At 70.2% G+C, this 25,215-nt stretch carries 26 protein-coding genes and 2 tRNA genes; 11 read left to right on the plus strand and 17 right to left on the minus strand.

The genetic code is table 11. The features are described from left to right. Positions 1 to 65: 65 nt before the first annotated feature. The 5 genes from JOD31_RS02675 to JOD31_RS02695 are packed head-to-tail and all read right to left on the minus strand — an operon-like array spanning position 66 to position 3,685. Entirely contained in the window at positions 66 to 662 is a 597-nt protein-coding gene (locus JOD31_RS02675) for a TIGR04282 family arsenosugar biosynthesis glycosyltransferase (RefSeq protein ID WP_204948760.1), read from the minus strand. Continuing rightward, positions 655 to 1,329, minus strand: a complete 675-nt coding sequence (locus tag JOD31_RS02680; RefSeq protein ID WP_204948761.1) for a TIGR04283 family arsenosugar biosynthesis glycosyltransferase — start codon at positions 1,327 to 1,329, stop codon at positions 655 to 657. The genes JOD31_RS02675 and JOD31_RS02680 overlap by 8 nt, the downstream gene beginning before the upstream one ends. Next, positions 1,326 to 2,012, minus strand: a complete 687-nt coding sequence (locus JOD31_RS02685) for a phosphonate ABC transporter ATP-binding protein (protein WP_204948762.1) — start codon at positions 2,010 to 2,012, stop codon at positions 1,326 to 1,328. The genes JOD31_RS02680 and JOD31_RS02685 overlap by 4 nt, the downstream gene beginning before the upstream one ends. Further along, positions 2,009 to 2,779, minus strand: coding sequence for a phosphonate ABC transporter, permease protein PhnE (phnE, locus tag JOD31_RS02690; protein WP_204948763.1), 771 nt, complete (start codon positions 2,777 to 2,779; stop codon positions 2,009 to 2,011). Before phnE ends, JOD31_RS02685 begins: the two co-directional genes overlap by 4 nt. 3 nt (positions 2,780 to 2,782) lie before the next feature. After that, a complete protein-coding gene (locus JOD31_RS02695; protein ID WP_271206148.1) occupies positions 2,783 to 3,685 on the minus strand; it encodes a phosphate/phosphite/phosphonate ABC transporter substrate-binding protein in 903 nt (300 codons plus the stop codon). Positions 3,686 to 3,722: 37 nt separating this feature from the next. Between JOD31_RS02695 and JOD31_RS02700 the strand changes: the two genes are divergently transcribed. The 3 genes from JOD31_RS02700 to JOD31_RS02710 all read left to right on the plus strand — a co-directional run bounded on the left by JOD31_RS02700 (position 3,723) and on the right by JOD31_RS02710 (position 6,120). Next, positions 3,723 to 5,543, plus strand: coding sequence for a radical SAM protein (locus JOD31_RS02700; protein WP_246482307.1), 1,821 nt, complete (start codon positions 3,723 to 3,725; stop codon positions 5,541 to 5,543). A gap of 84 nt (positions 5,544 to 5,627) precedes the next feature. Further along, a complete protein-coding gene (locus tag JOD31_RS02705) occupies positions 5,628 to 5,921 on the plus strand; it encodes a BrnA antitoxin family protein (protein WP_204948765.1) in 294 nt (97 codons plus the stop codon). 122 nt (positions 5,922 to 6,043) lie between these two features. Then, positions 6,044 to 6,120: transfer RNA gene (locus JOD31_RS02710), tRNA-Arg, on the plus strand. Between the two features lie 79 nt (positions 6,121 to 6,199). Here the strand turns inward: JOD31_RS02710 and JOD31_RS02715 are convergent. From JOD31_RS02715 to JOD31_RS02730, 4 genes are all read right to left on the minus strand, one after another. After that, a complete protein-coding gene (locus JOD31_RS02715; protein WP_204948766.1) occupies positions 6,200 to 6,715 on the minus strand; it encodes a nucleoside deaminase in 516 nt (171 codons plus the stop codon). A 256-nt stretch (positions 6,716 to 6,971) separates the two neighbouring features. Further along, positions 6,972 to 7,277, minus strand: coding sequence for an ETC complex I subunit (locus JOD31_RS02720; RefSeq protein WP_204948767.1), 306 nt, complete (start codon positions 7,275 to 7,277; stop codon positions 6,972 to 6,974). Between the two features lie 51 nt (positions 7,278 to 7,328). Next, positions 7,329 to 7,405: transfer RNA gene (locus JOD31_RS02725), tRNA-Pro, on the minus strand. A gap of 96 nt (positions 7,406 to 7,501) precedes the next feature. Continuing rightward, positions 7,502 to 9,022, minus strand: coding sequence for a glycosyltransferase family 61 protein (locus JOD31_RS02730; protein ID WP_204948768.1), 1,521 nt, complete (start codon positions 9,020 to 9,022; stop codon positions 7,502 to 7,504). Positions 9,023 to 9,158: 136 nt separating this feature from the next. Here JOD31_RS02730 and JOD31_RS02735 point away from each other — a divergent pair, with 136 nt between their 5' ends. The 3 genes from JOD31_RS02735 (at position 9,159) to JOD31_RS02745 (ending at position 12,357) form a co-directional block, all read left to right on the plus strand. Continuing rightward, positions 9,159 to 9,920, plus strand: coding sequence for a DeoR/GlpR family DNA-binding transcription regulator (locus JOD31_RS02735; protein WP_204948769.1), 762 nt, complete (start codon positions 9,159 to 9,161; stop codon positions 9,918 to 9,920). A gap of 87 nt (positions 9,921 to 10,007) precedes the next feature. Beyond that, positions 10,008 to 10,988 carry a phosphotransferase enzyme family protein gene (locus JOD31_RS02740; protein ID WP_204948770.1) on the plus strand — a complete coding sequence of 327 codons (981 nt, stop codon included), beginning with the start codon at positions 10,008 to 10,010 and terminating at the stop codon, positions 10,986 to 10,988. A 16-nt stretch (positions 10,989 to 11,004) separates the two neighbouring features. Then, positions 11,005 to 12,357 (plus strand): aspartate aminotransferase family protein, encoded by a 1,353-nt coding sequence (locus tag JOD31_RS02745; RefSeq protein WP_204948771.1) that lies wholly within the window; start codon positions 11,005 to 11,007, stop codon positions 12,355 to 12,357. A gap of 99 nt (positions 12,358 to 12,456) precedes the next feature. On the opposite strand, the gene JOD31_RS02750 is transcribed toward JOD31_RS02745, so the two are convergent. Both JOD31_RS02750 and JOD31_RS02755 read right to left on the minus strand, forming a co-directional pair. Continuing rightward, positions 12,457 to 13,677: an MFS transporter gene (locus tag JOD31_RS02750; protein ID WP_204948772.1), complete on the minus strand. Its 1,221-nt coding sequence runs from the start codon at positions 13,675 to 13,677 to the stop codon at positions 12,457 to 12,459. Between the two features lie 129 nt (positions 13,678 to 13,806). Continuing rightward, positions 13,807 to 14,310, minus strand: a complete 504-nt coding sequence (locus JOD31_RS02755; protein WP_204948773.1) for a DUF4262 domain-containing protein — start codon at positions 14,308 to 14,310, stop codon at positions 13,807 to 13,809. Between the two features lie 237 nt (positions 14,311 to 14,547). Between JOD31_RS02755 and nadA the strand changes: the two genes are divergently transcribed. The 3 genes from nadA (at position 14,548) to nadC (ending at position 18,280) form a co-directional block, all read left to right on the plus strand. Beyond that, on the plus strand, positions 14,548 to 15,627 hold the full coding sequence (gene nadA / locus JOD31_RS02760) for a quinolinate synthase NadA (RefSeq protein ID WP_204948774.1): 1,080 nt from the start codon (positions 14,548 to 14,550) through the stop codon (positions 15,625 to 15,627). Positions 15,628 to 15,806: 179 nt separating this feature from the next. Continuing rightward, positions 15,807 to 17,414: an L-aspartate oxidase gene (locus JOD31_RS02765; RefSeq protein WP_204948775.1), complete on the plus strand. Its 1,608-nt coding sequence runs from the start codon at positions 15,807 to 15,809 to the stop codon at positions 17,412 to 17,414. Next, positions 17,411 to 18,280 (plus strand): carboxylating nicotinate-nucleotide diphosphorylase, encoded by an 870-nt coding sequence (gene nadC, locus JOD31_RS02770; protein ID WP_204948776.1) that lies wholly within the window; start codon positions 17,411 to 17,413, stop codon positions 18,278 to 18,280. The genes JOD31_RS02765 and nadC overlap by 4 nt, the downstream gene beginning before the upstream one ends. 46 nt (positions 18,281 to 18,326) lie before the next feature. On the opposite strand, the gene JOD31_RS02775 is transcribed toward nadC, so the two are convergent. The 3 genes from JOD31_RS02775 to speB are packed head-to-tail and all read right to left on the minus strand — an operon-like array spanning position 18,327 to position 19,996. Then, on the minus strand, positions 18,327 to 18,728 hold the full coding sequence (locus JOD31_RS02775; RefSeq protein ID WP_204948777.1) for a PIN domain-containing protein: 402 nt from the start codon (positions 18,726 to 18,728) through the stop codon (positions 18,327 to 18,329). After that, entirely contained in the window at positions 18,718 to 18,948 is a 231-nt protein-coding gene (locus JOD31_RS02780; RefSeq protein ID WP_204948778.1) for an AbrB/MazE/SpoVT family DNA-binding domain-containing protein, read from the minus strand. The genes JOD31_RS02775 and JOD31_RS02780 overlap by 11 nt, the downstream gene beginning before the upstream one ends. 55 nt (positions 18,949 to 19,003) lie before the next feature. Further along, on the minus strand, positions 19,004 to 19,996 hold the full coding sequence (gene speB / locus JOD31_RS02785; RefSeq protein ID WP_204948779.1) for an agmatinase: 993 nt from the start codon (positions 19,994 to 19,996) through the stop codon (positions 19,004 to 19,006). A gap of 159 nt (positions 19,997 to 20,155) precedes the next feature. On the opposite strand from speB, the gene JOD31_RS02790 reads away from it, so the two are divergent. After that, complete coding sequence (locus JOD31_RS02790; protein ID WP_204948780.1) at positions 20,156 to 21,697, plus strand: DUF1963 domain-containing protein; 1,542 nt, start codon at positions 20,156 to 20,158, stop codon at positions 21,695 to 21,697. Positions 21,698 to 21,709: 12 nt separating this feature from the next. Here the strand turns inward: JOD31_RS02790 and JOD31_RS02795 are convergent, their stop codons facing one another. Next, positions 21,710 to 21,910, minus strand: a complete 201-nt coding sequence (locus JOD31_RS02795; RefSeq protein WP_204948781.1) for a DUF2842 domain-containing protein — start codon at positions 21,908 to 21,910, stop codon at positions 21,710 to 21,712. A 119-nt stretch (positions 21,911 to 22,029) separates the two neighbouring features. On the opposite strand from JOD31_RS02795, the gene JOD31_RS02800 reads away from it, so the two are divergent. After that, a complete protein-coding gene (locus JOD31_RS02800) occupies positions 22,030 to 23,139 on the plus strand; it encodes a COX15/CtaA family protein (RefSeq protein WP_204948782.1) in 1,110 nt (369 codons plus the stop codon). 183 nt (positions 23,140 to 23,322) lie between these two features. Here JOD31_RS02800 and JOD31_RS02805 read toward each other — a convergent pair whose 3' ends face one another. Further along, on the minus strand, positions 23,323 to 24,621 hold the full coding sequence (locus tag JOD31_RS02805; RefSeq protein WP_204948783.1) for an O-acetylhomoserine aminocarboxypropyltransferase: 1,299 nt from the start codon (positions 24,619 to 24,621) through the stop codon (positions 23,323 to 23,325). A 65-nt stretch (positions 24,622 to 24,686) separates the two neighbouring features. Beyond that, a complete protein-coding gene (locus JOD31_RS02810; RefSeq protein WP_204948784.1) occupies positions 24,687 to 25,133 on the minus strand; it encodes a CoA-binding protein in 447 nt (148 codons plus the stop codon). Between the last annotated feature and the right edge of the window lie 82 nt (positions 25,134 to 25,215).

Genomic DNA, 25,215 nt, shown 5'->3' on the forward strand with positions numbered 1-25,215 from the left:
TCCGGCGCCTCCGCAAAACTCATTCTTTGAGCGTGCAATATCGTAAGCCCTCGGACGCTCCGATATTACCCGCGACGCCACGCGCGCCAATCGACCTCTTCGTCGACGTCCGAGAGCCGTTCCAGAAATCCCACGGAGTCTCCTGCGTTCGCGCGCGTGTCGGCGAGGGCGTGCTCCGTCGACCACCGGACGTTTCCGAACAGGCGCGGAACACGCGGTCGTCCGCGCGCGCCGATCAGCCAGTAGCCGCCGTCGTCCGCCGGACCGAACACGATCTCGTGCGTCCCCAGGGCCCGGAACGCCTGCGCGACATGGCTGCGCCGGACGCCGGGAATGTCGGACCCGACGATAACGGTCGGAGCGCTTCGGTTGAGATCGATCAGCCGCTGCATCCGGGCGCCGAGGTCGCCGGACCCCTGCCCGATGCGCGCGATGTCCGCCGGCCAGAACCGATGCCCCGCCGCGACGTCGGGGGCGACCGCCAGGACCGTGCGCCAACGCGGGTCCCGGCCGACCCGCCGGAGCAGCGCCGCCGTCGCCGTGCGGTAGAAGCGCAGCGCTTCCGGCGCGCCGATGGTGCGCGCGAGCCGGGTTTTCACACGGCCCGCGACCGGCGCCTTCACCATCACGAACAGCGTCGGACTCGGACGGCGCTCAGCCATAGAGCCTCGCTATCCGCGCAGGCGACACCCCGCCGAGATAGAGCGTGAGACAGAGGGCGTTCCGCACCATGCGGCGGAGATAGCCGTCCCGGCGGTAGCGCGCGGCGCTCGTCACCGCGCGGACGGGCAAGATCGTCAGCCGACGCCGGCCGATGCGGCGAACGAGGTCGACGTCCTCCATCAGGGGCGCATCGGCGTAGCCGCCAAGGCGATCGTAGAGCGCTCGCGAAATCAGCAGCCCCTGATCACCGTAGGGCAAGGCAAGCAGCCGGCCGCGCCAGCGCACCATGCGCTCCAGCCTCCGGGCGGCAGGCGCGTCATCGTCCAGCGCAAAGGCGAACGCCGCGGCTCGGTTGTCGCCGGCGTCGATCGCGAACCGCCCGGCGGCCGCGCTCCAGCCGGCGTCCAGCCGCGTGTCGGCGTGAAGGAACAGCAACCACTCGCCGGTCGCGAGTTCTGCCCCCCGCCGGAGTTGCGAGCCGCGGCCCCGCGACCCGACGATCACCCGGCAGCCGACCGCTTTCGCCACGTCGCGCGCGCCGTCCGACGAGCCGCCGTCGCTGACGACGATCTCGGCGATCGCATGCCGCGCCTCCTCCAGGCACGCGAGCGTGGCCGGCAGTTCGCGCTCGGCGTTCAAGGCCGGGATGACCACCGAAAGCCTCACAGGTCGCCCTCCGGCGCCGCGAGGACGACGATCTCATCGGCGTAGGCGCGCGCGAGGTGATGCTGGTGCAGACTGCAGAGCACCGTAAGTCCGCGTTCCCGCGTGAGGTCCTTGAGCAGCGAGAGCACGCCCGCGGCGGAGTCGGGATCGAGGCTCGCCACCGGCTCGTCCGCCAGCAGCACGGCGGTGTCCTGAACCAGCGCGCGCGCGATCGCCACCCGCTGGCGCTGTCCGCCGGAGAGTTCGTCCGCACGGGCGTCGGCCCGGTCGCCGAGCCCGACACGGTCAAGCGCCGCCATCGCCGAGCGGGCGTCGTCCGGCCGCGGACGCCCGAGCGCCACGCGCCACAGCGGCGTGCTTGCCAGCACGCCGCCGAGCGCGTTTTCCAAGGCCGAGCGGCGCCGAACGAGGTTAAAGTCCTGGAACACGAAGCCGATGCGCGCCCGCGCCTCCTTCAAAGCCCGGCCCGACAGCGCATGCATCGGCCGGCCGTCGACGAAGGCTTCTCCTCCGTCCGGATCGGCAAGGCGGGCGAGGCACCGCAGCAGCGTGGTCTTGCCCGCGCCGCTCGGCCCCAGCAGCGCGACGAAGCTGCCGCGCGGCGCGGTGAGCGAGGCGTTCCGAAGCGCTGCGCGGCCGTCGTAGGCCTTCGAGAGCCCGCGCACGACGACGCCGCCGCTCATGCCAGCCTCCGGCGCGCGAAGGCGCTGAAGGCGTCGATCGCGGTCACCATGACGAGGATGATCAGGATGATCGCGAACACGCGTGGCGAGTCGAGCAGGTCCACGGCGTTCTTCAACTCCTGCCCCAAGCCGCCGGCACCCACGACGCCGAGCACGGTCGAAGCTCGAACGTTGAACTCGAGGATGTAGAGCGCGGTGGAGGCGAGCCCCGGGGCGACGTCCGGCAGGAGCGCATGCAGCGCGATCTTGAGGCGCGAGGCGCCGGTGAGCGTCGCGGCCTCGACCGGGCCGGGAGCCGCCTGCTCGATCGTCTCAGACCAGAGCTTCGCGATCGAGCCTGCGGAATGCATCGCGATGCCCAGCAGACCCGCAAACGGCCCGAGACCGACGGCCGCCACGAACAGCAGGGCGAAGACGAAGCTGTCGACCCCGCGCAGCACGTTCAGCAACGCACGGGCCGGCGCATAGACAAGAACGCCTGGCGCCGTGGTGCGGGCGGCGAGCAGGCAGAGCGGGGCGGCTACGAGCGCGCCGAGAAGCGTGCCGAGCGTCGCCATGGCGAGCGTCTCGCCGGCGCGGCGCAGAAGCGTGACGCCGTCCTCGAAGTCGGGCGGCCAGGCCCGGGCGCCCCAGGCGGCGAGCCGAGGCAGCCCCTGCCACAGACGGGCGAGATCGACCTCGGCGACCTGCCACATGAGCGCAAGCACGGCCACCGCGATCATCGCCGCGAGCAGCCGGCCGAGCGCGCGCCTCAGGTCAGACGGCACGGCTCACTCAGGCGCCCGCGGCTTCAGCTTGCCGACGGCGACGCCGGCGTCTTCGATCAGCTTGTAGTCGGCGTGGGCGGCGGGAACCCAGCCGGTGTAATGGGGCGGCATCACCGCCTTCGCCTCTTCCTCGTCGATCGCGACCACCGCCTTGCGCAGCGCCTCGACGCGCGAAGGGTCAAATCCCTTACGCACCACCAGAGGGTCGTTCGGCAGCGGCTCCGAGGTCCAGATCACCCTGACCTGATCCGGCTTCAGCAGCCCGCGCTCCTGCATGGCCTTGAGGTTCCGGTCGTAGTCGGTGGCGAGGTCGACCTGCCCGTTCGCGACAGCGATCTCGTTCGCCGGATGCGAGGCGCCGTCGCGGTATTTGAAGAAGGTCCTGGGGTCGATCCCCTTCGTCTTGAACCACCAGGTCGGGATCAGCCAGCCGGAGGTGGAGCCGACGTCGGCGAACGAGATGCTCAGGCCCCTGGCGTCCTCCGGCCAGTTCGCGATCTGGAGGTCAGGACGACCGACGACGATGGCGTGGTACGTCGGCTTGCCGTCGTACTTCACCGTCGCGATCGCCTGGGCGTCGCCCTCGCGGTTCGCGAGCACGTAGCCCCAGGGACCCATCCAGGCGACGTCGGCCTGCCCGGTCGCGAGCGCGGTCGCGATGCCGGCCCAATCCGTGGTGACCACCAGCTCGTAGTCCACCCCGAGCGTCTTCGCGAGATAGGCGAAGAACGGCTCGTAGGCCTTTCGCGTATCTCCCGGGGTGGGCTGGAACGGACCGACCGCGAAGCGCAGGGTCTCCGCGCCGGCCGGAGCGCCGCCGGCGGCAAGGAGAAGAGCTGCGGCGAGGCCTCGGAATGCGGCGCGCACAAGCGGCTCCCTCGGGTTGCGGGCAAATCGTTCGAACACGTGTAGCATCCCTCCCATGGCTTTCGTATCTCACGACATGACGATCCCTCCCGATACGACGCCGGACGGCCCGCTGTTTCTGTTCGGGGGCCCTTATTCGAACCTCGAGGCGACCGCCGCCGCGCTGCGGGAGGCCGCGCGGCTCGGCGTTCCGCCGCATCGCGTGGTCTGCACCGGCGACATCGTGGCCTATGGCGCCGACGCGAAGGCCTGCGTGGAGCTCGTTCGCGGCGCAGGCGTCCACGTTGTCATGGGCAATTGCGAGGAGCAGCTCGCGGCCGGCGAGGAGGACTGCGGCTGCGGCTTCGCGCCCGGAAGCGCCTGCGACCGGCTCTCCGCCGCCTGGTTCGCGCACGCCTCGCGCGAGCTCGGGCCGGACGACCGTGCGTGGATGGCCGCCCTGCCCCGCCGGCTCGACGTCGCGGTCGGCGGCCTGACCCTCGCGGTGGTCCACGGGTCGCTCGACCACATCGCGCGCTTCGTCTTCCCCTCGACGCCTGCGCGGGTGAAAGCGTTGGATCTCGCGGCGTCCGGGGTCGACGGGATCGTCGCGGGCCACTCCGGCCTCCCCTTCAGCCAGGTGATCGACGGCCGGCTCTGGCACAATCCCGGCGCGGTCGGGATGCCGGCGAACGACGGCCGCGCGGACGTCTGGTGCAGCCTCCTCACCCCCGGCCCCGACCCACGGAGCGTCGTCGTCGAGCACCGGCGGCTGGAGTACGGCTGGGCGGCGGCGGCGGCGAAGATGCGCGCGGCCGGCTTGCCCGAGGGCTACGCCTCGGCGCTCGGAAGCGGCCTTTGGCCGAGCTGCGACGTGCTACCTCCGCCCGAGGCCAAGCGCACGGGCCGCACGGTCGAGCCCGGCGGCTTCGTCTGGCGCCGAGACGCGGACGACGCGCCGGCTTGGCCGATCTCGACCGCGGCGCCGCGACTGGCGCCCGAAAAGTTTCAGGACGGCGCATCGACCGCGCTCGGGGAGCCTCGCGCCACGGTCGGACTCTCAAGCCTACGCACCCTCTGGATCAATACGGGCACGCTCTGCAATCTCGCCTGCGCGAACTGCTACATCGAGTCGACCCCCCGCAATGACCGGCTCGTCTACATCACGGCGGCGGAGGCCGGCGCCTTTCTCGACGAGGCCGCGCGCGACCATCCCGAACTCGCCGAGATCGGTTTCACCGGCGGCGAGCCCTTCATGAACCCCGACCTTCTGGCGATGGTCGAGGACGCCCTCGCCCGTGGTCATCGGGCGCTGGTGCTGACGAACGCCATGCGGCCGATGCAGCGGCTGAAAGCGCCCCTGCTGGCGCTGAAGGAGCGCTATGGCGCGCAGCTGGCGCTGCGGGTCTCGCTCGACCATTACGACCCGGCGCTGCACGAGCTGGAGCGCGGGCCGCGCAGCTTCCAGCCCACGCTCGACGGCTTGAAATGGCTGGCGGATCAGGGCTTTGCGCTCTCCGTCGCCGGGCGCCTGTTCTCCGGCGAGGCGGAAGGCGTGGTGCGGGCGGGCTTCGCCCGGCTGTTCGGCGAGCACGGCGTCCCCGTCGACGCCGCCGACCCCGTTGCGCTGACGCTGTTCCCGGAGATGGACGCGGGCGCCGACATGCCCGAGATCACCACCGCCTGCTGGGGCCTCCTGGGCGTCGATCCGCGGAGCCTCATGTGCGCCTCCTCCCGCATGGTGGTGAAGCGCAAAGGCGCGGAGCGCCCCGCCGTGCTCGCCTGCACCCTGCTCGCCTACGACGAGCGCTTCGAGCTCGGCGCGACGCTCGCGGAGGCCAGCCGGCCCGTCGCGCTCAATCATCCGCACTGCGCAACCTTCTGCGTGTTGGGCGGAGCCGCCTGCAGCGCGGGCTGAGCGCTCGCAATCGCCGCCGAAGACGGCCACATAGAGTGGAGATGCGCCGTCCGAGGCGCGATTCCGCCGTCCGAGGAGACCGCCATGGCCCGCCGGCCGACAGACCCCCGCGACGCCGCCGAGGCGGCGTTCAAGCCGAAGACGCCCACGGCCCCGCCGGCGCCCAAACCCGCCGCCATCCCCGGCGCCCGCGAGCAGGTCACGCTCCGGCTGGACCAGGACGTGCTGCTCTATTTCCAGGATGACGGCGCCGGCTGGCAGGACCGCATCAACGCGGCGCTGCGGGACTACGTCCAGACCCACGGCGGCTTCGGCGGCGGCGATCGGTCGATCCCGGTCGACCAGCTCTCGGGCGCCAACGACGACGGCGCCGGCTGACGGCGCCGTCCTGCGGCCATCGCCATCGTTGACGACGCCATCCACGCCGCTATGAATGCCGGACGGTTGACGGGCAGTCCACGACGGTCGTCGGCCGAGCCTCGCATGCGAGAACGTCACGCGGCCCCGTAGCTCAGCCGGATAGAGCACCAGCCTTCTAAGCTGATGGTCGGTGGTTCGAATCCACCCGGGGTCGCCAACAACCTCTCGGGATTCCGCGCGCTCTGGATCTCTCGCGATGACTCCCGACGGGCCCCTTCGGGAGGACCGTACGGGGGTCAGCCGCCGCTTGAGCGAACCGCCGCGGCGAATTCAGGAGCGCCTCCCGTCAACCAGAAAGGCTCCTGTGTCGAATCGAGGAACTGACTGAAGAGCGCGCGAGCCTCCCCCCTGCGCACCCCCCGGCGGATCGCCACTGGGCGGCCTCGATGTCGAGGCGGGAGGACGTCGTCTGGAACCTCGGCGCAGCCCCCATAGGCATCCTCCATCGCGTAGACCAAACGCGTGATCGGCAGGTGTCGAAGCGCGCCCCAACACATGATGCATGGTTCAAGCGTCGTATAGAGGCCCAGGCTATCCTGCCGCGAGTAGTCGTAATCACCTTGGAATACTGCGCGAAACACAACCATCTCCGCATGATCGAGATGGTTTGACCCCATAGCCTTGTGGCCAGTTGCGACGACCCGTTCCCCTATGGTCAGCACCGCGCCGACAGGGAAATGCGCCTTGGCCAAGGCCTGCCGTGCCTCTTCGAGCGCGTAACCCATCATTTCGTGATCGAAGCGGTCATCCATGACGATGATTGCCCTTGATGACCCTCATCCGCGATGCCTCCGAAGAGGACATCTCAGCGATCTTCGAGATCCGACCGAGCGTGTCGTCGGCTTTTCGAGGGGATGCAGCAGGCTCGCGCCGCTCACCCGCATCGCCAACCTGCGTTGCGAGGAGGCTTGTCTGCGCGACGAGCGCGGCCAGCTCATCTCGGAAACCGCGCAGCGGGTCTCTAACGAGATCGCGCGCGTCGACTCGCTCGCCGGCCCAGGCGCCCGGTCAGTGCGTCCAGGGCTCGGGACGGCCGGCGCGGAAGTTGTCGGAGTAGGAGAAGGTGCGCGGCGCGGCCGGCTTCGGCTCCTGAACGCGGAAGGCGAGACCCTCGCGCTCGGCGTAGGCGATCGCCTCTTCCTTGGTGTCGAACCAGAGCTTCACCTGCGCGCGGGTGTCGCCGGACGAGGTCCAGCCCATCAGAGGCTCGATCCGCCGCGCTTCCGCCGCATCATGCTCCAGCAACCAGCGCTTGGTCTTTCCGACGCCCGACTGCATCGCGTTGCGCGCCGGCTTGTAGATGCGTGCGGTCATGGCGGGGGTCCTCGAGCGGGTCCTTAGCGGTCGTCGTGCGCGAAAAACGACTGGTCGGGGCGACATGATTCGAACATGCGACTTCCTGCTCCCAAAGCAGGCGCTCTACCAGGCTGAGCTACGCCCCGAAGTCTCGAATTTCACCGGGTTATGCCCGTTTCGAGGGTCGACGGCAACACCATGCGACGGCGCCCCTCGCGCTCTTCCGCCGAGAGCCCGCGCCGTCACGCCGTGGCGCGCCGCGCGTCGCCCAGAATCGGGTCGAGCGCAGCCAGGAAGCCGTCGAGATGAACGCTCCAGGGCGCTTTGGCGGCCGCCTGCGCTTCGGCCCAGGCGTGGTACTCGAGCCCGCGCGCGACGGCGAGATGCGCGTAGTTCAGCCGCTGCGTGTCGGCGCCTTCGCAGATCGGCAGGAGTTCGATCACCTTAGCGCCCGGCTGCGCGACCACGATGTGCGACAGCCCGGAGCCATGCGCGCCCACGATCACCTTCGCCCGGCTCATCACCGCGATCTGCTCCGCCAGCGACATCTCCGACAGCACGCAGATCCGGAAGCCGCGGGCGGCCAAGGCGGCCTCGACGGCGGCCTCGTTCTCCATCCTGCGTCGGCTGGCGTCGCTGCGCGAGACATAGATGCGGTCGGACGCGTCGGCCGAGGCTTCCGTCAGGGCGCGGGCGACGATGCGGTCGTAGATCGGCGCAATGCGGTTCCAGCGCGGGAACGACCGCAGCCCCACCTTCGCGACGAGGAGCTTTTCGACGAAGACCGGCCGGCTGCCGCGGACGACGTCCGCCACGTCGAGGCCCGCGAGCCGCAGGGTCTCGAGCTCGTATCCCTGCCCCTTCTCGCCGAGCAGAAGCCGGGGCTTCGGGGCGCCGCCCTCGAGCAGCCATGACAGCTTCGGCGACTGCTCGACGAGCCAGGGATAGAGGCCCTTCGCCCGCCCGGAGACGTGGAGCGCCAGCTCGATGTGCGCGACGTCGGCTTTCGAGACCTTGGGAACGGCCGCGCCCTGGCTGAGCAGGATCGAGCCTTCTTCGCTCCAGACCTGCCCGATCCCGTCGACGAAGACGTTCTCGTAGAAGCCGACGCGCGGCTTGAAGGGCTTCGCCTGCCCCTCGCGAAACCTAGCGAGATCGGCTTCGAGACGCTGGACATGAACCGTCGGGACGCCCGGAGCGGCATGTAACGCCGCCGTTCCCGGCGCCGTCAGGCCGGCGGCCTCGCGGTAACCGTGCTCGTAATCGGCGAGCGCCACCGTCTCGCCGCCTGCTTTCTGGATCGCCGCGTCGACCTCGGCCAGCAGGCGCGGGTCCGTGAGCTTCTGCTTGATGGCGCGCGCCGACTGCAGGAAGCGGGGATCGGCGACCGTCGCGGGATCCGCCGTCAACACCCGCCACGCCTGCTCGGGCATGTCGGCGGCCGCGAGATCGTGCGCGATCCGCCGCCTCATCACCACGGTCATCGCCAGCCACGCCGCCGCGAGACCGACCTCCTGGATGACCGCCGTGGCCTTGAGCGCGCGCGCGGCGGACAGCCGAAAGACGAGCAGCCGAACGTCGGCGGCGAGGTCGCGCTTCGAGCTGGTGAGGTCGAGAACCTTCGTCCAGTCGCCGGCGGCGAGGCTCGCCTCCGCCTCGGCCCGCAGACGCGCTTCCCGCGTCTCTCCGGCCGCGGTCCCCGTCGGGCTGGCAGAACCTCGTCCGGACCTGAGCGCGCCGAAGCGTTTGAGAAGAGCTATCATGACCGTCTTTAAATCACAGTTTATCGTCGAATAAGGGCATGTAAGATTTTGCGAGGCGGCGATTGACCGGACAAGTCCGCGAACCGCGCCGGAATCCTACGCGACGAAGTATGTATGAGGCGATCGTATCACGCGAATGAAACTCACCAAGGCCGCCCGGCACGAAGAGATCCTCGCCCAGATCACCCAGCAACCCAGCCTTCGGGTCGCCGATCTCGCGGGCCGGCTGCGAGTCTCGACGGAGACGATCCGACGCGATCTCGACGAATTGACCGACCAGGGCCTCGTCAACCGCACCTACGGCGGAGCGGTGCCGATGCGCGGGGCCGAGCCCTCGGTCGGCGAGCGCCACGGCCTGTTCGTGGCGGAGCGCGAGCGCATCGCGCGGGCGGCCTCGGCCCGCATCAAGCCGGGCGCTCTTGTGATGATCGGCTCGGGCGCGACGACGACGCACGTCGCCCGCCGCATCGCGGTCGAGCACAAGGGGCTGACCGTCGTCACCCACTCCTTCAGCGTGGCGACCGTGCTGTCGCTCAATCCGACGATCACGGTGCTCATGGCGCCGGGCAACTACCTCGCCAGCGAAGGCGCGACGGTGGGGGTCCACGCCGCGCGCTTCCTCCACGATTTTTCCGCCGACCTCGCCATCCTCGGGGCGAGCGGACTGACCTCGGAAGGCGCGACCGACGCGCGGCTGGAGCCGGCCGCGATCTTCAGCGTGCTCGCCTCCCGGGCCGCCGAGACCTTGGTGGTGGCGGACCGCTCGAAGTTCGACAAGGTGTTCCCCGCCCGCTACGCGAGCTGGCGCGAGCTCGGCGCCCTCGTCTGCGATCAGACGCCCGAGGGACCGTTGGCGGAAACGCTGCGCCGGCACGGCGTCGAGGTGACGGTGGCGTAACCTCCGTCCTGTGGCGATTCAGTCAGCATTTGTTGCGTTCGCCACATTTCCGTGGAATGTCTGTCGGGAGACTCCACGAGGCGACGGATGTACGACGACGACTTTCTGGCGCGGCTCACCGCGCGACTGCGGGAAGCGCTGCCGCGCTGGGGCGTCGGGCCGGACGCCGGGCTCAGGCTTCTGACCATCTCCGAGAACGCCACGTTCCTCGCTGACGACGACGGGCGGCGCATCGTCTTCCGCGTCCACCGGCCGGACTATCATACGCTCGAGGAGATCCGCTCCGAGCTCGCCTGGATCGAGGCGCTGCGCGCCGACGGCGTCGCCGCCACGCCGGAGCCGCTGCGTATGCGCGACGGCGAACTGCTGGGCGCCTTCGAGGACGAGGGCAGCCTGCGCCACGTCGTCGCCTTCGAGCACATGAGCGGCGGGGAGCCGGAACCGGGAGCGGACATGCCGCACTGGTACCGCACGCTCGGGACCATCACCGCCGGACTCCATGGCCATGTCCGCGGCTGGCGGACGCCAGCGCGCTTCCGCCGCAAGCTATGGGACTTCGACGCCATGCTGGGCGACCGCCCGTTGTGGGGCGACTGGCGCGACGGGCTCGGCCTCGAGCCTGAGGGCCGGGCGTTGATCGAGCGCGCCTCGGCGGTCCTGCGCCGCGAGGTCGAGGCCTATGGCGCGGCGCCGGAGCGCTTCGGGCTGATCCACGCCGACCTCCGGCCGGCGAATTTGCTGGTCGACGGCGACCGCCTCGGCGTCATCGACTTCGACGACTGCGGCTTCTCCTGGTTCATGTACGACTTCGCCGCGGCCGTGAGCTTCATGGAGCACGAACCGTTCATTCCGGAGCTGCAGGACGCCTGGCTCGAGGGCTACGCCGCGATCGCGCCGGTCTCGCGCGAGGAGCGCGCGATCATGCCGACCTTCCTGCTGCTGCGGCGGATCCTGCTCACCGCCTGGGTCGCGTCGCACGCCGAGACGCCGACCGCCCAGTCGATGGGCGTCCCCTTCACCCACGGCACGCTCGAACTCGCGGAGCGACACCTGGTCCAGCGCGGCTGAGGCCCGAGGAGACGTCATGACCACGCCCGCGAACAGCCGGACGGCCGACGCCGCGCCGGCGGCGAGCCGCCAGATCCTGGCGCTCAACGCCTTCGACGCCGCGCGCCCGTCGGACCTGCCCCCGGAGACGGCGGCGCTCGTCGCCCGGCGGCAGCGTTCGTTCGGCCCGACCTCTGTGCTGTTCTACGACCGCCCCTTGCACGTGGTCTCAGCCGACGGCGTCTGGCTGCAGGAGGCGGACGGGAAGCGCTACCTCGACGTCTACAACAACGTCCCCTCGGTCGGGCACTGCAACCCGCGTGTGGCGGCCGCTGTGGCGAAGCAGGTCGCGACGCTCAACATCCACACCCGCTACCTCTACGACGTCGTCCACACCTATGCGGAGCGGCTGCTCGCGACCTTCCCCGAAGGGCTCGACAAGGTCGCCTTCACCTGCACCGGCAGCGAAAGCAACGACCTCGCGCTCCGGATCGCGACGGCGGCGACGGGCAAGCGTGGCTTCGTGGTGACGGAGATGGCCTACCACGGCAACACGACCGCCGTGACGGACGTCTCGCCCTCCTCCCGCCCGGGCCAGCCGCTCGCCCCGCACGTGCGCGCCATCCCCGCGCCGTTCGGCCCGGGCGACGTGGCGGGCCGCTTCGCCGCTGATCTCGAAGCGGCGATCGCGGATCTGGAGGCGAGCGGGCACGGCTTCGCGGGGCTGCTGGTCGACACGATCTTCTCCAGCGACGGGGTCGCCGCCGACCCGGCGGGCTTCCTGGCGCCCGCGGTCGAGGCGACGCGCCGCGCCGGCGGCCTGTTCATCGCCGACGAGGTGCAGCCCGGCTTCGGCCGCACCGGCGCCGCGATGTGGGGGTTCCAACGCCACAGCGTCACGCCCGACGTCGTCACCATGGGCAAGCCCATGGGCAACGGCATCCCGATCGGCGGCGTGGTGGCGCGGCTCGACCTCATGCAGCGCTTCGCGGCGAGCGTCGGCTATTTCAACACCTTCGGCGGCAACCCCGTCGCCTCCGCCGCGGCGCTCGCGGTGCTTCAGGAGATCGAGGAGCGCGGGCTCGTCGCGAACGCGGCGGACGTCGGCGGCTACATGCTGGCGCGGCTGAAGGCGCTGGGACAGCGCCACGGGGAGATCGGCGAGGCGCGCGGCGCAGGCCTCTACCTCGGCGTCGAGTTCGTCGCCGACGGCGCCCCGGCCCCGGAGATCGCGAGCTACGTCATCAACGCCCTGCGCGGGCGCCGCATCCTGATCGGCGCCGCCGGCCGCTACGGCAACGTGCTGAAGATCCGCCCGCCGCTGATCTTCGAGCGCGCCCATGCCGACATGCTGGTCGAGGCGCTGGACGACGCGCTGGCGAGTCGCTGACGCGATTTCAGTCGGTCGTTGGGGACCAGCAACGCCGTCATGCCCGGCGCAGCCGGGGATGACGGGTGTGCGACTTGGATCTCGCGCTCAAGAACGCCCTCAGGTCGCAGGCGCCAACCGCGCGACGGGGACCTCGCGGATCGGCAGGTTGATCAGGCCCGACATCACGCTGAGCGCGATCGCGATCCACCACACCACGTCGTAGCTGCCCGTGCGCTCGTAGAGCAGACCGCCGAGCCACACCCCGAAAAACGAGCCGACCTGGTGCGAGAAGAACACGAAGCCGTAGAGCATCGTGAGATAGCGCGTGCCGAACAGCGTCGCGACGATGCCGGACGTCGGCGGGATCGTGGAGAGCCAGAGCAGGCCGATCCCGGCGCCGAAGGCGAGCGAGGTGGCCGGCGTCACCGGCAGCGTGATGAAGCCGACGATCAGCACGCCGCGGGCGAAGTAGATCGCGGCGAGCAGCACCCGCTTCGGCATCCGCCCCGCCAGCACGCCGGACGACAGCGAGCCCGCGATGTTGAACAGGCCGATCAGAGCGAGCGTCCAGCCGCCGATCGTCGGCGAGACGCCGTGGTCGATCAGGTACGGCGGCAGATGCGCGGTGATGAAGGCGAGGTGGAAGCCGCAGGTGAAGAAGCCCACGACCAGCAGCCAGTAGCTCGGCGTGCGCGCGGCCTCGGCGATCGCCTCGCGGATGGTCTGGTCGACCACCTTCGGGCCGTCGCCGGGGGCCGCCTTCGGCGCGGCGAGCGCCAGCGACAGCGGAACCACCAGCAGCATCAGCGCGGCGAAGATCATCACCGTCGTCTGCCAGCCGTAGGCGGTGACGAGCGCGGAGGCGAAGGGCGTGAAGATGAACTGGCCGAAGGACCCGGCCGCCGTGCCGAAGCCGAAGCCGAGCGTCCGCCACTCCGCCGGCAGCAGCTTTCCGAAGGCGCCGATCACCAGCGAGAACGAGGCTCCGGACAGGCCGAAGCCGATCAGCACGCCGGCGGACAGATGCATGCCGAGCGGGTCGCTCGAGAACGGCATCAGCGCGAGGCCCGCCGCGTAGAGCAGTCCGCCCAGCATGAGCACGCGCACCGCGCCGAAGCGATCGGCGATGGCGCCCGCGAAGGGCTGGCCCACGCCCCACAGCAGGTTCTGGATCGCGAACGACATCGCGAACACGTCGCGGCCCCAGCCGTGGCTTTCCGAGATCGGCGTGAGCAGCAGCCCCGCCGCGGATCGCGGCCCGAAGGTCAGCGCCGCGATGGCGCAGCCGCAGAGGATGATGACGAGGGGCGAGCGCACGGCGCGGGCGGCGGCGGTCATGGCGGCGTCCTGAACGAGAGTCCCGCTGCGAAGCTTAGCGGCGCGCTGCGGCGGCGGCTCATGAAACTCCATGATCCGCGGCATTGCAGGAATTGATTGCGAGCGGCGCAGGTGCGCGCCTCGCAATCATCACTGCCTGAGCTCGGCTTTCCAGCCGAACTCCGTCAGATCGATCTGATCGCCCTCAAACGCCGCGTCGAACCCTTGCTCCCAGGGAAACAGGCCGGCCCGATCTGGCCACACGAGTTGGAGGCAAGGAAAGTCGTCCCCGCAGTAGAACCAGCGGCTCCAGCCAAGGTATTCAGCGTAGCGCCGCCGATCTATTGGAAAGAGACAGGCGGGAACGTTTGCAAAAACCTGATCCGTACGACGACCGACCGGAAGGGCTTCGCCCCGCTCTGCCCGCCGGAAAAGGTCCCACAAAACATCGTGGGCAAGGTCGCTCCTCATGCTGAAAATGAGGATCTCCGGTTGCTTGACGCTTAGCCAAAAACCAGTGCTGAACGCAAAACTAGGGCCCTCGCCGTCGGCCAAGACCTGAGTCCGGAACCAGCCGTAATTCCGGACAGCGGCAACGAACGCCGTCTCCGGCCCGTCGAGAGTTTCCGAGGGTTTGTCGAGGGCCGCCAGCATTCGCGGAGAATATCTCTCGAAGGCGTCCTGACAAGTCGGCTCAGCTTGATCACGCGTGACGGATCGGCTCCTGGCTAGCTTGAGCAGGGGACGGGCGCCGCCCGTTCTCAGGCTAAGCCGCTGGCATGCCACGTGACGTTTTCGTGGCGCCGCCCTCTTTTATTCCGGCCTGCGACGCATTATCATAGTTATGCTCGAAATGAGCATATTGGAACGGTTCGATCCTGGGAGGACGCCATGTCCCCGCTCGCCGCCCTCACCGCCGACGTCATCCGCCCGCGCCTTAGCGTGGAGCCGCGGCGTTTTCCGCCGGTCGCCATGCCGTCGCTCGAATGGACTCCCGAGGTGGAGGCCGCGACGGCGCATCTCTACGAGCGGGTGAAAGCCGTCATCCCGCCGGTCGAGTGGCCGTTCTTCGCGCCCTACGTGAAGGCGATCAACGAGCTCAAGACGGTCCGCAACGCGGTCATCCTGGCGCACAACTACCAGACGCCGGAGATCTACAACTGCGTGGCGGATGTGGTCGGAGACAGCTTCCAGCTGGCGCGCGAGGCGACGAAGACCAACGCCGACGTCATCGTCCAGTGCGGCGTGCACTTCATGGCCGAGACCTCGAAAATCCTGAACCCCGACAAGACGGTGCTGATCCCGGACGCCCGCGCCGGCTGCTCGCTCGCGACCTCGATCACCGCGGCCGACGTGCGCGAACTGCGCCGCAGGCACCCTGGCGTTCCGGTGGCCGTGTATGTCAACACCACGGCCGAGGTGAAGGCCGAAGCCGACATCTGCCTGACCTCCGGCAACGCCGTCGCCGTGGTGGAGTCGCTCGGGACCCCGGAAGTGATGGTGCTGCCCGACCAGTATCTCGCCGCCTGGATTGCGACCCAGACCAAGGTGAAGATCATCACCTGGAACGGCGCCTGCGAGGTGCACGAGCGCTTCACGGCTGAGGAGCTGCGCGCCTACCGCGAGGCCGACCCGGACGTGACGATCCTCGCGCACCCCGAATGCCCACCGGAGGTGCTGGCCGAGGCCGACTTCACCGGCTCGACCGCGAAGCTCGCGGACTACGTGAAGAACCGGTCGCCGAAGAAGGTGGTGCTGATCACCGAGTGCTCGATGGCGGACAACATCATGAGCTTGTCCCCGAACACCGAGTTCGTGAAGCCCTGCAACCTCTGCCCGCACATGAAGCGCATCACGCTGCCGAAGATCCTCGAGAGCCTGGTGCACATGCGCGAGGAGATCGTGGTCGACCCGGTGATCGCCGACCGCGCCCGCGCCAGCGTCGAGCGCATGGTCAACCTGAAGATCTGAGCGGCGGACGTTCGCGACCTTCGAAATCCCTGCGAGCCGTCGTCCTCCGGCTTGACCGGAAGACCCACCTCGGACGTGGAGTTCCACGCCTGACGTGGATGGTCCGGTCAAGCCGGACCATGACGCGCAATTCCGGAAAAAGGTCCGGTCGTTTTTGGCCGGCGACAGGTGATCGTCCCATGACCGACGCCCCCGACCCTCTCGATCCCGACGCGCTCGCGCCCCTCTCTTGGGCCGGCGTCGATGACGTCGTCATCGTCGGCGGTGGGCTGGCGGGTCTGTTCACCGCGCTGAAGCTCGCGCCCCGACCCGTCACCATCGTCACCGCCGCCCCGCTCGGCGACGGCGCGTCGTCCGCCTGGGCGCAGGGCGGCATCGCCGCGGCGGTGGGCCTCGGCGACAGCGCGGAGTCGCATGCCGCCGACACGGTGGCGGCCGGCGCCGGCATCGTCGACGAAGCCGTCGCACGGCTGATGACCAGCGAGGCGCCCGCCCGCATCGCCGACCTGCTCGCCTACGGCGTGCCGTTCGATCGCGATCTCGAAGGCAAGCTGCAGCTCTCGCGCGAGGCCGCCCACTCCGAGCGCCGCATCGTCCGGGTCAACGGCGATCTCGCCGGCCGGGCCATCATGGGCGCGCTGGTCGCCGCCGTCCGGCGCACGCCGTCGATCCGCGTGCTGGAGGGCCTCGCCGCTGAGGAGCTCGTCACCGAGGGCCGCTTCGTTGTCGGCGTGGTCGCGCGCCCGGTCGGCGGCGCGAAGCCGGTGCGCATCATCGGCCGCGCCGTGGTGCTGGCCTCCGGCGGCGTCGGCCATCTCTATGCCGTCACGACCAACCCGGTCGAGGCGCGGGGCGCGGGGCTCGCCATGGCGGCGGAGGCCGGCGCGACGCTGGCGGACCTCGAGTTCGTGCAGTTCCACCCGACCGCGATCGCCGTCGGCCGCGACCCGGCGCCGCTTGCGACCGAGGCTCTGCGCGGAGAAGGCGCGGTGCTGGTCGACCATGCCGGCCGGCGCATCATGGAGGGCGTCCACCCCGACCTCGACCTCGCGCCGCGCGACATCGTGGCCCGCGCGGTGTTCGAGGCCGTGCGCAACGGCGGCGCCTTCCTCGACGCGCGCCACAAGGTGGGCGAGCGCTTCCCGAGCCGGTTCCCGACCGTCTACGCCGCGTGCATGGCCGCGAGCGTCGACCCGGTCACGCAGCCGATCCCGGTCGCGCCCGCCGCGCACTACCACATGGGCGGCGTGCTGGTGGATGCGAACGGCCGCTCCTCGCTCGATGGCCTCTGGGTCTGCGGCGAGACCGCCTCCACCGGCGCCCACGGCGCGAACCGCCTGGCGTCGAACTCGCTGCTGGAGGCCGTCGTCTTCGGCGCCCGCATCGCCGAGGACATTCTGGGCCTCCTTCCCGCCCCGCCCGCGGCCCCGCGCGTCGCGCCGTCCCGCGCGGCGCCGGCCGCGACGCCCGCCGACGGCGCCGCGGTCGCCGAGCTGCGCCGGACCATGGCCGATCATGTCGGCGTGGTGCGGAACGCAGTGGGCCTCGGCCGCGCGGTCGAGACCTTCGCCCGCATCCGCCGGGCGGCGAACGACGCCGACACCCGCAACATGGCGACCACCGCCCTGTTGATCGCGGTCGCCGCGGAACGTCGGCGCGAGAGCCGCGGCGGCCATTTCCGCTCCGACGCGCCCGACGCTGTCCCCGCGCTCGCCCGTCGCTCCCTCCTGACGCTCGACGACGCGCTGGGGCGCGCCGAGGCGCCGCTGGCGCAGGCCGCATCGTGAACGCGCGGCCTCCGCTCGGCGGGCTGGACCCGATCGCCGTCCGCCGCGCCGTCGAAGCGACGCTCGCCGAGGACCTCGGCCGCGCAGGCGACATCACCACCGCGGCGACCATTCCCGCCTCAGCGACCGCGCGGCTCGTGATCGCCGCGCGCCAACCCGGCCGGCTCGCCGGGCTCCAGCTGGCGCAGGCGGCCTTCGCGGCGCTCGACCCGTCGATCGCGTTCGCGGCCGAGCTCGTGGACGGCGCAGCGCTCTCGCCCGGCATGGTCATCGCCCGCATCGAAGGTCCCGCCCGGCCCGCGCTGTCGGCGGAGCGGACCGCGCTCAACTTTCTCGGGCGGCTGTCCGGCGTCGCCACCGCGACCGCGGTCTACGCCGACCTCATCGCCCACACCAAGGCGAAGATCTGCTGCACGCGGAAGACGACGCCGGGCTTGCGCGTGTTCGAGAAGTACGCGGTGCGTTGCGGCGGCGGCGCGAACCACCGCTTCGGCCTCGACGACGCGATCCTGATCAAGGACAACCACATCGCGGTCGCCGGCTCGATCGAGGCCGCGCTCGACGGCGCCAAGGCCTACATCGGCCATCTCGTGAAGATCGAGATCGAGGTCGACACGCTCGACCAGCTCGACCGGGTCATCGCCCACGGCGGCGCCGACGTCGTGCTGCTCGACAACATGGGGCCGGACACCTTGCGCGAGGCGGTCGCGCGCATCGGCGGTCGGATGGCGGCGGAGGCCTCGGGCAACGTCTCGCTGGAGACGGTGGCGGCGATCGCGGAGACCGGCGTCGACCTGATCTCCGTCGGCCGCATCACCCACTCCGCGCCGACGCTGGACCTCGGGCTGGACGTGGCGGTGGGGTGAATGTGTCTGCGCATCCTGACCTGCGGGCAGGCGATGCAGCTTCGGATCAGCCCTTGAAGGGATCGAGGATCGTGACGCCGTCGAGCGTCGCGCCGTCCTGCATGTCCTCCGACCACAGGTTGGCGCAGCCGGCGAGCCTCGCAGCCGCAACGATCATCGCATCGTAGACCGAGAGCTGGTGACGGCGCGCAAGCGCGACGCCCCGCTCGTGCGTTTCGACCGTGATCGGCACGATTTCGCAGACGGACCTGAGGACCGAGAGGACATCGTCAAGCTCGTCCCACGACAGCGCCATTTTGCGGCGGGCGACATTTGCGAACTCGTTCAGCACTTGCACGCTCACCGTTGCACCCTCGGCGAGGCGCGCCTTGGCGATCTCCGCTTTTCGACTGTCCTGGCCGAGGAGATAGACGAGAACGTTGGTGTCGACGAACGCGTTAACGCTCATTCGCTTCAAGGCGATCGAAACGAAAGCCGTCGGGCAACCGTCCGCGGTACTTGTCCAGCCGGGCGAGCAGCTCCTCACGAGAGGGAGCCCGCGTGACCTCGAAGGCGCGTGATCCCATCACCTGGATGTCGATCTGATCGCCCGCCTTCAGCTCCAGCGCCTCGACGACGGCTGACGGCAGCCGGACCGCGAGGCCATTTCCCCATTTCGCGACCTGCATGGCGCACCTCCGATGATACACGTTACCTTATGTATATCATCGGAACGCCGCCCCGTCACAACCCGATCGACAAGCCCGCCCGTTTCCGCTCGGCGAGCAGCCCGAGATAGATCTGCGCCATCGAGCAGCCGGCGAGCGCCGTGATCCCGGCGTGGTCGTAGGGCGGCGAGACCTCGACGATATCAAAACCCTTGAGGTCAAGCGCGCCGAGGCGGCGGAGGCACGAGATCGCCCAGGCGGAGGAGACGCCGCCCGGCACCGGCGTGCCCGTCCCCGGCGCGAAGGCGGGGTCGAGGCAGTCGATGTCGAAGCTGACGTAGACCGGCGTGTCCTCCACGTGGCCGAGGATGCGGCTCGCCACAGCCATCGGCCCCATCTCGCCGGCGAGCAGGCCGTCGACGATGGCGATCCCGTAGTCCTGCGGCGCGTGGGTGCGGATGCCGATCTGGATCGAGCGCTCGGGGATGATGAGCCCGTCGCGCACGGCGCGCGTGATCATCGTGCCGTGGTCGATGCGGGAGCCGTCGTCGTCCCAGGTGTCCTGGTGGGCGTCGAATTGCACCAGCGCCACCGGCCGACCGAGCCGCGCCACCAGCGCCTTCAGCACGGGATAGGTGAGGAAGTGGTCGCCGCCCAGCGTGACGAGATGAGCGCCGGTCGCGATCCGCTCCGCCGCCTGCGCTTCGATCGCGGCGGGCATCAGCTCCACCCGGCCGTAGTCCAGCGAGCAGTCGCCGGTGTCCGCCACCGCCATATCCGCGAAGATGTCGAAGCCGAAGGGATAGGCCGGGTCTCCGACGTTGACGGTCGAGGCCTCGCGGATCGCGCGCGGCCCGAAACGGGTCCCCGGCCGGTTGGAGACCGAGGTGTCCAGCGGCACGCCCCAGACGGCGACGTCGAAGCCCTCGGCCAACCGGGCGTAGGGTCGCCGCAGGAACGAGGTCGCGCCGGCGTAGTTCGCCTCGGTGGACTCGCCATAGCGGCGCGTGGGGTTCAGCGCGTCGTCGACGGGGCGGGGACGCAGCGGATCGGCGTTCAGCTCGGCCATGGGCGCTCGTTCGGGTTCGGCCGGCGCGTCGGATCCGACGCCAGCGTTTGGCGGGCGGTGACGTCATCGTTTAGCAGCATGGCGGACGGATGACGACGCCGTTGCGCGCGCCGCCCCACGCGTTAGCTTTTCCGAAGCGAAACGGCTGAAGGGGAGCCCATGGCGACGGCCGCATGCCCGGAGTTCACGGTCGAGATTTCCGATCGCTTTCAGGTGGTTCGGGTCATCGGCACGTCCATCGGCGCGCGCTGCGCGCCGGAGACCGACACATCGCCCCAAATGAGCATATGGACCGACCCGGCGGACACAGGTTCTATCGCCAAGGCCCTGACCGACATCACACAGGACCTCGGGGAGATCGTGGAGCGGCGCCCGATCGCGATCGCGGGTCTCGAAGGCGAGTTCGTTCATTGCCTGGACGAGCTCAAGGACTGGGAGACGAACGCCAAGATCCCCTGGCGCCGCATGCGGGTCATGGCCGCCGGCCTGAGCGCCGGCGGGAGACTGCACGCCACCGCGATGTGCACGAACGACGATCTCCCCGAAGTGGCGGCCGCGTTCCTCCGCATGCTGGAGAGCTTCGTCGTCACCGCGACCGGGACCGCGGCGACCGCCGCGCGGCAGGCCGGAGACGAGGAGGTGGACGCGATGCTTCAGGCGGCCATGGCGCGGCTCGACGCCGCGGCGAAGGCCGTCAGCGCCGAGGCCAAGGCGAGCACGGACGCCGGCGTCGCCCCGCCGGCAGCGGACGTCGAGACCCGTTTCGCCGCCGCCCTGCGTAGCGCGGGGCTCGCAGCGCTCCACGGCCGCGTCCGCCCGCTCGCCACGCCCGCCCTTCTGTTGATCGAAGACGGCCCGGACGATCCGGGCGCGACCGGCCTGACGCGCGTCGGCGGCGGCCCGGACCTCGCCGAAGACGCGATCTGGCCGCGGGACGAGAGCGGACTTCACCTGAACTTCCTCGCCCAGCTCGACCTCGCCGCCCTCCCCCGCGACGACGCGGGGTTTCCGGCGCTTCCGGCGGACGGCCTGCTGTCGTTCTTTTCCGGCGCGGATCTGCACGATGGGCTCGTGCTGCTCACGCCGGCGGGCACGAGACTTCGGCGCCACGATCTCCCCGACGACGCCGAGGAGATCGCGGTCTCCGCCGCGAGGATGCGCGTGTGGAGCTCCGACCTCGGACGGTTTCGCCTGACCGCCACGGAGGCCGACGGGCTGACCGGCGAAACCGAGCCCGACGGCCGCGTCCGCTTCCTGCGCGACGGCGCGCCCGTGATCGCGCTTGCGTCGGAATATGAGATCTGCGCGACGCCGCAGCGTCTGCGGATCGAGCCGACGCTTTGCGTGCCCGCAGAGGACGAGCGCTACGCGGCCGCAGGCGTCGACGACCCGTTCGCCCTGTGGCGGGCGATCGAAGACGGCATGGCGGTTGGCGACGGACCGCAGCACCAGATGTTCGGCTTGCAGGCGTTCGACATGGGCGCCGCCTCGCCGGTCGGGCGCGCCGTCGCCCATGCGCGGACGGCTGGTTGGACCGAACTGGCGGCGCCGGACGGCTGGTTCACGCTGCTCGCCCTGCGCTCAGGCGGAGGCGCAGGGTTCGAATTCTGGGATCATGGCGGCGTGGTCTTCATGGCGCACCGCGACGACCTCGCGCGCGGGGACGTCTCGCGGGTGGTCATGTTGGTCGAGTCGGCGTGACCCGGCTCCGCGTCAGCCCCCCTCCATCCAGCGGATCAGAAGGCCCGCGGGAATGATCCACAGCAGCCCGAAGACCGCGAAGAACGCGAGTTGGGCCGCAGGGTGCGAGTCCGCGAGCTTGAGCTGGCCCACGAACATGACGATCAGCGCGTAGACGGACACGCCGACGACCAGCACGGGCGTCCCGATCAACTTCCTGACGCGCGGGGTCATCGGGGGCTCCGTCGAGGGTGGGCGAAACGCCTGCTTGTCCGCGGCGCGAGGCGGACTTAAAGCCCTCACGACGCCCCTGATCAAGCTCAACCGGCGCCCGAGGAGGCCGCGAGGTCCGCATGTCCGCATCCCCCGTCCCCTCGCCCGCGCGTCCGCGCCGCTTCCTGCGCGGCTGGCTGTTGCTCACCCTGGCGCTTGTGGCGCTGATGGTCGTCGTCGGCGGCGCCACGCGCCTGACGGGCTCCGGCCTCTCGATCACCGAGTGGAACCCGATCACGGGCGCGATCCCGCCGCTCGGCGAGGCGCCCTGGGCCGAGGCGTTCGAGAAGTACCGGGCGAGTTCGCAGTACAAGCTGCTGAACGAGGGCATGTCGCTCGGCGAGTTCAAGTTCATCTTCTGGTGGGAGTGGGGCCACCGGCAGCTCGGGCGCTCCATCGGCGTCGTCTTCCTGCTCGGCCTCGGCTTTGCCGCAGCCACGCGGCGCGTGAGCCGGAACGAGGGCCTCACGCTGTTCGCCATGGGCCTGCTGCTCGGCCTGCAGGGCGCGGTCGGCTGGATCATGGTGGCGTCCGGGCTGGAGGAGGGCATGACCGCCGTCGCCCCGGTGAAGCTCACGCTGCACCTCGGGCTCGCCCTCGCCTTCTTCGCGACGCTGGTGCTGTTTCTCGTGCATCTCAGGCAGTTCGGCCGCGACGGCGGCCTGCTGCGGCCGGGCCTTCGCGCCGGCGCCTACGCCGTGCTGGCGCTGTCGTTCGTGCAGATCCTGCTTGGCGGGCTGGTGGCGGGCTCGAAGGCGGGCTTCTCGTTCAACACCTGGCCGCTGATGGACGGCGGGTTCGCGCCCTCTTCCGCGACGCTGTTCGCGACGACGCCGTGGTGGGAGAACTTCGTCGACAACGTCGCCCTGGTGCAGCTCAACCACCGCATCGGCGCCTACGTGCTGTTCGCTGCGACGATCGCCTACGCCCTCGCCGTCACCAACGCCAAGCTCTGCCGCCGCGCGTCGAACCGCGCGGTCGCCCTCGCCTTCCTGATGACGCTGCAGGCCGCGCTGGGCGTGCTGACGCTGATCCACGTCGTGCCGCTGGAGCTCGGCCTCCTGCACCAGTTCGGCGCCGTCGTGGTGCTGGGCCTCGCAGTGATGAACGCCGGCCTGCTGCACGAGCGCGCGGCGCGCGAACGGGCGAAGGCGCAGGCGCCGCAGGGGCTGACGCAGCCGGCGGGGTGAGTTGGGCGGTCGGCCCCGCCCTACTGCGGTCCCCTGCTGTCGTTCCATCCGCAGACGTCATGGTCCGGCTCGACCGGACCATCCATATCCGACGTGGCGCTCGACGCCGACGATGGGTCCTCCGGTCAAGCCGGAGGACGACGGCTGAGGACGGCCCAACGCATCGGTCGCCTCCCCGCCTCCTCACACCGCCGCCAGCGCCTGCTCCAGATCGGCGATGATGTCCTCGGCGTCCTCGATGCCGACCGAGAGCCGCACCACCTCAGGCCCGGCGCCGGCCGCAGCGAGCTTGGCTTCGTCGAGCTGGCGATGGGTTGTCGAGGCGGGGTGGATGATCAGCGAGCGGGTGTCGCCGACGTTCGCGAGATGAGAGAACAGCTTCACCTTCGAGACCAGCGCCACGCCCGCCTCATAGCCTCCGGCCAGGCCGAAGGTGAACACCGCGCCGGCGCCCTTGGGCGCATATTTCTGCGCGCGGGCGTGGTGGGGGTTCGAGGCGAGGCCGGGGTAGTTCACCCAGGCGACCTTGGGGTTGCTCTCGAGGTAACTCGCGACCTTCAGCGCGTTGTCGCAATGGGCGCGCATGCGCAGCGGCAGCGTCTCGACGCCGGTCAGCAGCAGGAAGGCGTTGAACGGCGACAGCGCCGGCCCGAGGTCGCGCAGCGACAGCACGCGCGTGGCGATCGCGAAGGCGAAGTTGCCGAAGGTCTGGCCCAGCACCACGCCGCCGTACTCCGGCCGCGGCTCGCTGAGGAAGGGATAGCGCCCGCTCGCGAGCCAGTCGAACGAACCGCCGTCGACGATCAGCCCGCCGATGGAGTTGCCGTGGCCGCCGAGGAACTTGGTGGCGGAATGCACCACGATGTCCGCGCCGTGCTCGAACGGCTTCACGAGGTACGGCGTGGCCAGCGTGTTGTCGACGATCAGCGGGACGTCCGCGCGCTTCGCGATCTCCGAGATCGCCGCGATGTCGGTGACGCTTCCTCCCGGGTTCGCGATCGACTCCACGAAGATTGCCTTGGTCTTCGGCGTCACAGCGCGCTCGAAGGCCTCCAGATCGTCCGGATCGGCCCAGGCGACATTCCAGCCGAAGCTCTTGAAGGCGTGGCCGAACTGATTGATGGACCCGCCGTAGAGCTTTGTGGCGGCCACGAATTCGTCGCCCGGCGTCAGCAGCGCATGAAATACCAGAAGCTGCGCCGCGTGGCCGGAGGCGACGGCGAGCGCAGCTGTTCCGCCTTCGAGCGCCGCGATCCGCTCCTCCAGCACCGCGTTCGTCGGGTTGCCGATGCGGGTGTAAATGTTGCCGAAGGCCTCCAGGCCGAACAGCGCCGCCGCGTGGTCGACGTCGTCGAAGGTGAAGGAGGTCGTCTGGTAGATCGGCGTTGCGCGGGCCTTGGTCGCCGGGTCGGGCTGCGCGCCGGCGTGGACGGAGAGCGTCGCGAAACCGGGCGCGCGCGCGCCAGGAGCGTCTTCAGACATACGTTTCTCTCCCGTGGATTGCTGACGTATTCGTCAATCTATCTGTATTATAGAAAGTCCTGCCGTCAACCGGCTCCGCCGGCGCGGGCGGGCAGCCCAAGCTCCATCATGTCGATCTTCGGGCAGCGGTCCTGAACCACCTGTAGGCCGGCGGCCTCGGCGCGCGCGGCGGAAGCGTCGTCGCGCACGCCGAGCTGCGTCCAGAACACCTTCGGCGGCGTCGCGAGCGCCAGCGCCTCGTCCAGCACGCCGGCCACATGCTCGCAGGCGCGGAACACGTCGACCATGTCGATCGGCTCCGGCACCTCGGCGAGCGAGCCGTAGGTCATGAGGCCCGCGATCTCCTTGCCGCCATGGCCCGGGTTGACCGGGAACACGCGGTAGCCGCGGGCGGCCAGGAAGGCGGCGACGATGTGGCTGTCGCGGGCGGGATTGGGGCTTGCACCGACCACGGCGATGGTGCGGACGGAGCCGAGGATCTGGCGAATGGCGTCGGATGAGGTCTGGGTCATGTCCACAGACTTAAGGCGTCCGCACGCCTGGCGCAGCCCCTTCCTCATCCCTGCGGCGTCAGCCTGCGGTGACACCCACTCG

This window comes from Methylopila capsulata, from assembly GCF_016907975.1.
In the GTDB taxonomy this organism is placed as follows: domain Bacteria; phylum Pseudomonadota; class Alphaproteobacteria; order Rhizobiales; family Methylopilaceae; genus Methylopila; species Methylopila capsulata.